Genomic DNA, 4,684 nt, shown 5'->3' with positions numbered 1-4,684 from the left:
TGCCGGACGGCACCCTCGAGAAGGTCATCACGCGCCCCGACTTCGAGACCTGGCACCGCGACAAGCGCGACATGCGCCGCATCACGGCCCTGTTCGAGTCGTGGGCCGGACAGAACCCCGCCACCTGGCCCCGCTTCGACCTGAAGGACACCGAGCGCGCCATCGCCGCCCTGCACATCGACGGCCAGGGCCGCCTGTGGGTGCAGCACAGCCGCAGCAACCGCGATGTGCCCGACGGCGTGTTCCTCGCCTTCGACCTGTACGACAGCGACGGCGTGTGGCAGCGCGAGGTGCGCTTCGCCTGCGAGGGCAATCCGGTGAGCGACGGCGTGCGCTTCCTGCGCGACGGGCGGGTGCTGCTGATCAAGGGGTTCGTGGTGGCGCGGCTGGCTTGTCTCGGCACGGGGGTGGCGACGCTGGGGGACGACGAGACCGAGACGATCGAGATCGTGTGCTATCGGTTGCCGGAGGTGTAGGCCCGCGCCCCGGACCTACCACCCATCCACGTAGTAGTAGTCGAACCGCGTCAGGATGTCCTTCGTGAAGTCCCAGGCCTCGTTGTACGACAGCCCGCTCCCGTCCGGGATCACGACCTTCACGTAGAGCTCCGCGCCGAGCCGCTCCTTCAGCGCGCCCAGCCGCCGGTAGAGCTCGTCGCGCGACACCGTCTCCCACGCGTCGCGGCCGACGTCCTTCAACTGGTACCGCCGCTCGCCCATCACGCGCTGGAACTGCACCGAGGCCACGGCCTTGCCCGCCGAACTGCGCGCCGGGCGCACCAGCTTCAGGTACTTGTCCTCGAGGGAGTCGAAGTCCTGCCGCTGGCGGGCCAGGGCCATCTCCAGGTCGCTCTTCTCGCCGCTCAGGGTGAGCATCGTGGCCTCGTTGGCCTCGAGGCGGCTCAGGAGGTCGGCGATCTGGCGGCTCAGGTCGCGGTTCCGACGCTCGGCCTCGTCGCGGATGCCGCCGATCATGGCCTGGGCGCCGGCCAGCTCGTCGCGTTTCTCCTCGAGCTGCAGCCGGATCAGCCGCAGGCTCTCCTCGAGCTCGGCATTCTCGCCCTCGAGGCGGGCGATGGCCGCGGCCTCGATGTCCATGCCGTCACGCAGGCGTTCGGCCTCGTCGGTGAGAAGGATGATCTCCATGCGCGCCGAGCGGATGGCCTCCTCGAGGTCGGTGGCGCGCACGCGCAGGTCGGCCAGCACCTGCACGTTGTCGGCGAGCTGCGACTCGGCGTCGGCCTGCAGGCTGCGGGCCAGCCGGATCTGGTCGATCAGGTCGGCATTCCTGATGATGACCACGACCATCGTCAGCATGAAGACCATCAGGATGACCGTCATGATGTCGGTGAACGAGGGCCAGAACTCGGCCTCGCCGCCGGACGCCGCGCGGTTCTGCCTCAGGTCGGGAAAGCCGGTGAAGCGGTGCATGGCGCCTCCCTACGGCCGCTCGAGGCGGAAGCCCTCGATGAGCACCCGGCGCAGCTCGGCGAGCTGGGCCAGGGACTCGTCCTGGCGGGCGGCTTGCGCGTCCTGGGCCGCGAGCAGCCGCTCGCCCTGGTCCTGGCGCGCGCGGGTGGCCTCGTCGAGGCGCGCCACGGCTTCGGCGACACCGGCCAATCCGGCCAGGCCGCCCTGCATGCCGGCCACGAGTTCGCGCACGTCCTCGAGCAGCAGCTTGGCCTGGTGGTTGACCGTCTCGGGCTCGAAGGCGAAGTCGGGCACCATGTGCAGCAGCGAGGCGCGCTCGAGGCGCCCCAGCACCCAGGTCTGCAGGTCGGTGAAGCGGTGGAAGAAATAGGTGAAGAAGAAGTAGCAGACGATGGCGGTGGCGGTCGTGGTCAGGGCCGTGTTCATGCCGAGCAGGAGCAGCCCCATGCCCGTGCCGGGCACCGCGGTCTGCAGCACGTCGGTGGCGCCGATCAGGGCGAAGATCAGGGAGGCCACGGTGCCGAAGACACCCGTCAGGATGAGCACGTTGTTCACGAAGCGCGGGATCGACAGCCGCTGCGACTCGCCGGTGAGCATGATCGCCGAGATGGCGCCGTGGTCGATGGGCACGCCGCGCGCGAAGAGCGCGCTGATGGTGTCGTGGCGCTCGCGCAGCAGGGAGGGCGGCTCGCAGTCCTCCAGCGCGGTGCCGCAGCTCAGGCCCTCGGCGCGGCGGGCCGTGAACTCCTCGATCTGGGCCTCCTGGCGGGCGTAGTGGCGCAGGCCGCCGTAGAGCTGGGCCACGCCCACGGCGAAGAGCACCAGGATCACGCCGTTCAGCACCAGCGGGCGCCAGTCGCCCTGCACCACGGCCAGCACGGCGTCGAGCTTCACGGCCAGGACGACGGCGGCGACGACCGCCGCCACGACCAGGATGAGCGTCATCTGCGTCAGGATCTGTCGGCTGCGTGGAGCCATGGGCGGGCGTCCCCCTGCTCGGGTGGTGGTGGCGGGTCGGTCGCTCCCCTTACGATAATGATGACGGCGGGTTGCCGCCGGTGGCGCGGCCGGGAACCGGAACGGGGCCCGGGGGTAGACGGCGCCACGCCGCCCGCTCATCCCGACCGGAGGAAATCGTTTGCCCGCATCCCGCTCCCGGGCCGCCCTGGCCCTCGTGCTCGTCCCGGCGCTCCTGCCGGTCATCGCCGCTTCAGCCCAGCCGGCCCCGGACGCCCTCGTCGAGCGCCAGATCACTCCGTTCGTCCGCCGCATCCACCAGGACCAGCGCGGCCGCCTCTGGTTCGGCACCAACGGCGACGGCGTCATCCGCTACGACGGCGCATCGCTCGCGTATTTCGACGCCCGTGAGGGCTTCGCCGGCTTTGCGGTGCGCGGCATCGTCGAGGAGGCCGACGGCACGCTGTGGTTCGGCACCGAGCGGGGCCTCATGAGGTACGACGGCGCGGGCTTCACCCACGTGCTGATCAAGGACGGTCCGGTCTTCCCGGGCTTCAACGACGTCTGGGCGCTCACCATCGACCGCGAGGGCGCCATCTGGGTGGGCACCCTCGAAGGCGCCAGCCGCTTCGACGGCGAGACCTTCACCCCCTTCGAACTGCCCGAGACCGCGCCCGACTGGTCGCGCGGCGTGACGAGCGCGCGCATCGTGCACGCCATCCGCGAGGATGACCGGGGACGCCTGTGGTTCGCCACCAACGGCGGCGTGTTCATCCGCGACGGCGACGAGCTGACCAACATCTCCACCGCGGACGGCCTGTGCGGCGACGCGGTGAACGACGTGCTCTTCGCCCGCGACGGCAGCACCTGGTTCGCCACCCACCACCACGGCGTGTGCCGGCTGCAGGACGGGAAGTTCACGCACTTCGGCCCCGCGGACGGGGTGGAAGGCGTCGAAGCGTGGTCGCTCTTCGAGGACGACGCGGGGAACATCTGGTTCCCGACCGAGGGGCACGGCGTGTACCGCTTCGACGGCACGGCGTTCACCAACTTCGGCCCGGACAATGGTCTGCTCAGCGGGGCGGTGCAGTGCGTGGCCCAGGACCGGAGCGGCCGCATCTGGGCCGGGGGCTATCCGGGCCTGTACCGCCGCGACGGCGAGCGGTTCGTGAACCTCACCCGCGAGCTGCCCTGGCCCTGACGGGGCCGCGGGCGCCCGTTGCGTACGGGATGAATCCTGTCTTGATTGGGGTCCTGCCCGGCTGCGTCCCGCGTCGTGACGTGGCGGCCCGCGCCGGGTGCGTGGGCTCGCGATCTCGACAAGGAGACGGGCATGCGGACATATCGGGGACTCCTATCGCACATCGGCAACTGGCGGGGGGGCATGCTGGTCGAGGAGGACCGGCAGTCGGGGCGGCAGACGGCCAAGGCGCGCATCCGGGGCGAAATCGACGGCGTGACCATCGGCGGCGTGACCCTCAAGCGCCCCGCCTGCACCGAAGGCCTCTTCCCGCACATCGAGGCCGGCCGCGAGGCCACCCTCTACATCTACCGCCATCTCTTCCACAAGGACTACATCATCGGCGTCCGCTACGCGGACGACGGCTCCCGGCACCTGATGCCGGCCAACGAGGTGCGCGGCACGACGCTGCAGTACATCTTCGTGTGGCCGCTGCTGCTGGGGATCGCCGGGCTCATCGTGGGCTCGCTGCTGGGGCTGGTGCTGCGCTTCGCGTCCGACTTCCTGCCGCCCGTCACCATGCTCGGCGGCGTGGGGTTGGCCTGGTGGTCGGCGTTCCGGTTCCGGCAGGACCTGGCGGCGGCGCGGGCCGATCAGGGGTAGGCGGCGCCGCAGCGGAATTCGGCCTTGACCAATTATGAACATATGCTCATATTGGGGGTGAGGTGATTCCGATGCCGAGACCCCATCATTGCCGCCGCATCCAGGCCCAGCCCCACGTCGCCGTCTTCAAGCCGGCCGGCGTGCCGTCGCATGCCCTGGAGACGGTGACCATGACCCTCGACGAGTTCGAGGCCGTCCGCCTGGCCGACCGGGAGGGTCTCTACCAGGCCCAGGCCGCCGAGCAGATGGGCGTCTCCCGGCCGACCTTCGGCCGCATCATCGCGTCGGCGCGGCGCAAGATCGCCGACGTGCTGGTCCACGGCCACGCCCTGGCCATCGAGGGCGGGCCGGTCGCGGCCGACACGCATCCGGGCTGCCGCCACGGCTGGGCCGACCCCGCCGCGGGCCCGCAGTGCCCCGATCCGACCGATCACCCCGACGACTTTCCCCAGCC

6 protein-coding genes are annotated in these 4,684 nt (G+C 70.7%); 4 read left to right on the top strand and 2 right to left on the bottom strand.

From position 1 onward, the window contains the following. On the top strand, nt 1–476 hold a 476-nt coding region (locus tag KDM41_13415), incomplete at its 5' end, for a hypothetical protein (GenBank protein MCB1184427.1). 15 nt (nt 477–491) lie between these two features. On the opposite strand, the gene KDM41_13410 is transcribed toward KDM41_13415, so the two are convergent. Together KDM41_13410 and KDM41_13405 are read right to left on the bottom strand one after the other, a co-directional pair. Continuing rightward, on the bottom strand, nt 492–1,430 hold the full coding sequence (locus tag KDM41_13410; GenBank protein MCB1184426.1) for a hypothetical protein: 939 nt from the start codon (nt 1,428–1,430) through the stop codon (nt 492–494). A gap of 9 nt (nt 1,431–1,439) precedes the next feature. Then, nucleotides 1,440–2,408, bottom strand: a complete 969-nt coding sequence (locus KDM41_13405) for a hypothetical protein (GenBank protein ID MCB1184425.1) — start codon at nt 2,406–2,408, stop codon at nt 1,440–1,442. A gap of 160 nt (nt 2,409–2,568) precedes the next feature. Here KDM41_13405 and KDM41_13400 point away from each other — a divergent pair, with 160 nt between their 5' ends. The 3 genes from KDM41_13400 to KDM41_13390 form a co-directional block, all read left to right on the top strand. Continuing rightward, a complete protein-coding gene (locus KDM41_13400) occupies nt 2,569–3,588 on the top strand; it encodes a hypothetical protein (protein ID MCB1184424.1) in 1,020 nt (339 codons plus the stop codon). Between the two features lie 132 nt (nt 3,589–3,720). Beyond that, a complete protein-coding gene (locus KDM41_13395; GenBank protein MCB1184423.1) occupies nt 3,721–4,230 on the top strand; it encodes a hypothetical protein in 510 nt (169 codons plus the stop codon). Between the two features lie 71 nt (nt 4,231–4,301). Continuing rightward, nucleotides 4,302–4,684 (top strand): DUF134 domain-containing protein (locus tag KDM41_13390; protein ID MCB1184422.1); only part of this gene is annotated, 383 nt, incomplete at its 3' end.

It is taken from the genome of bacterium, from assembly GCA_020440705.1.
In the GTDB taxonomy this organism is placed as follows: domain Bacteria; phylum Krumholzibacteriota; class Krumholzibacteriia; order LZORAL124-64-63; family LZORAL124-64-63; genus JAGRNP01.
Note: the sequence above shows the minus strand (reverse complement) of the source record. Positions and strands in the feature narration are given on the sequence as shown.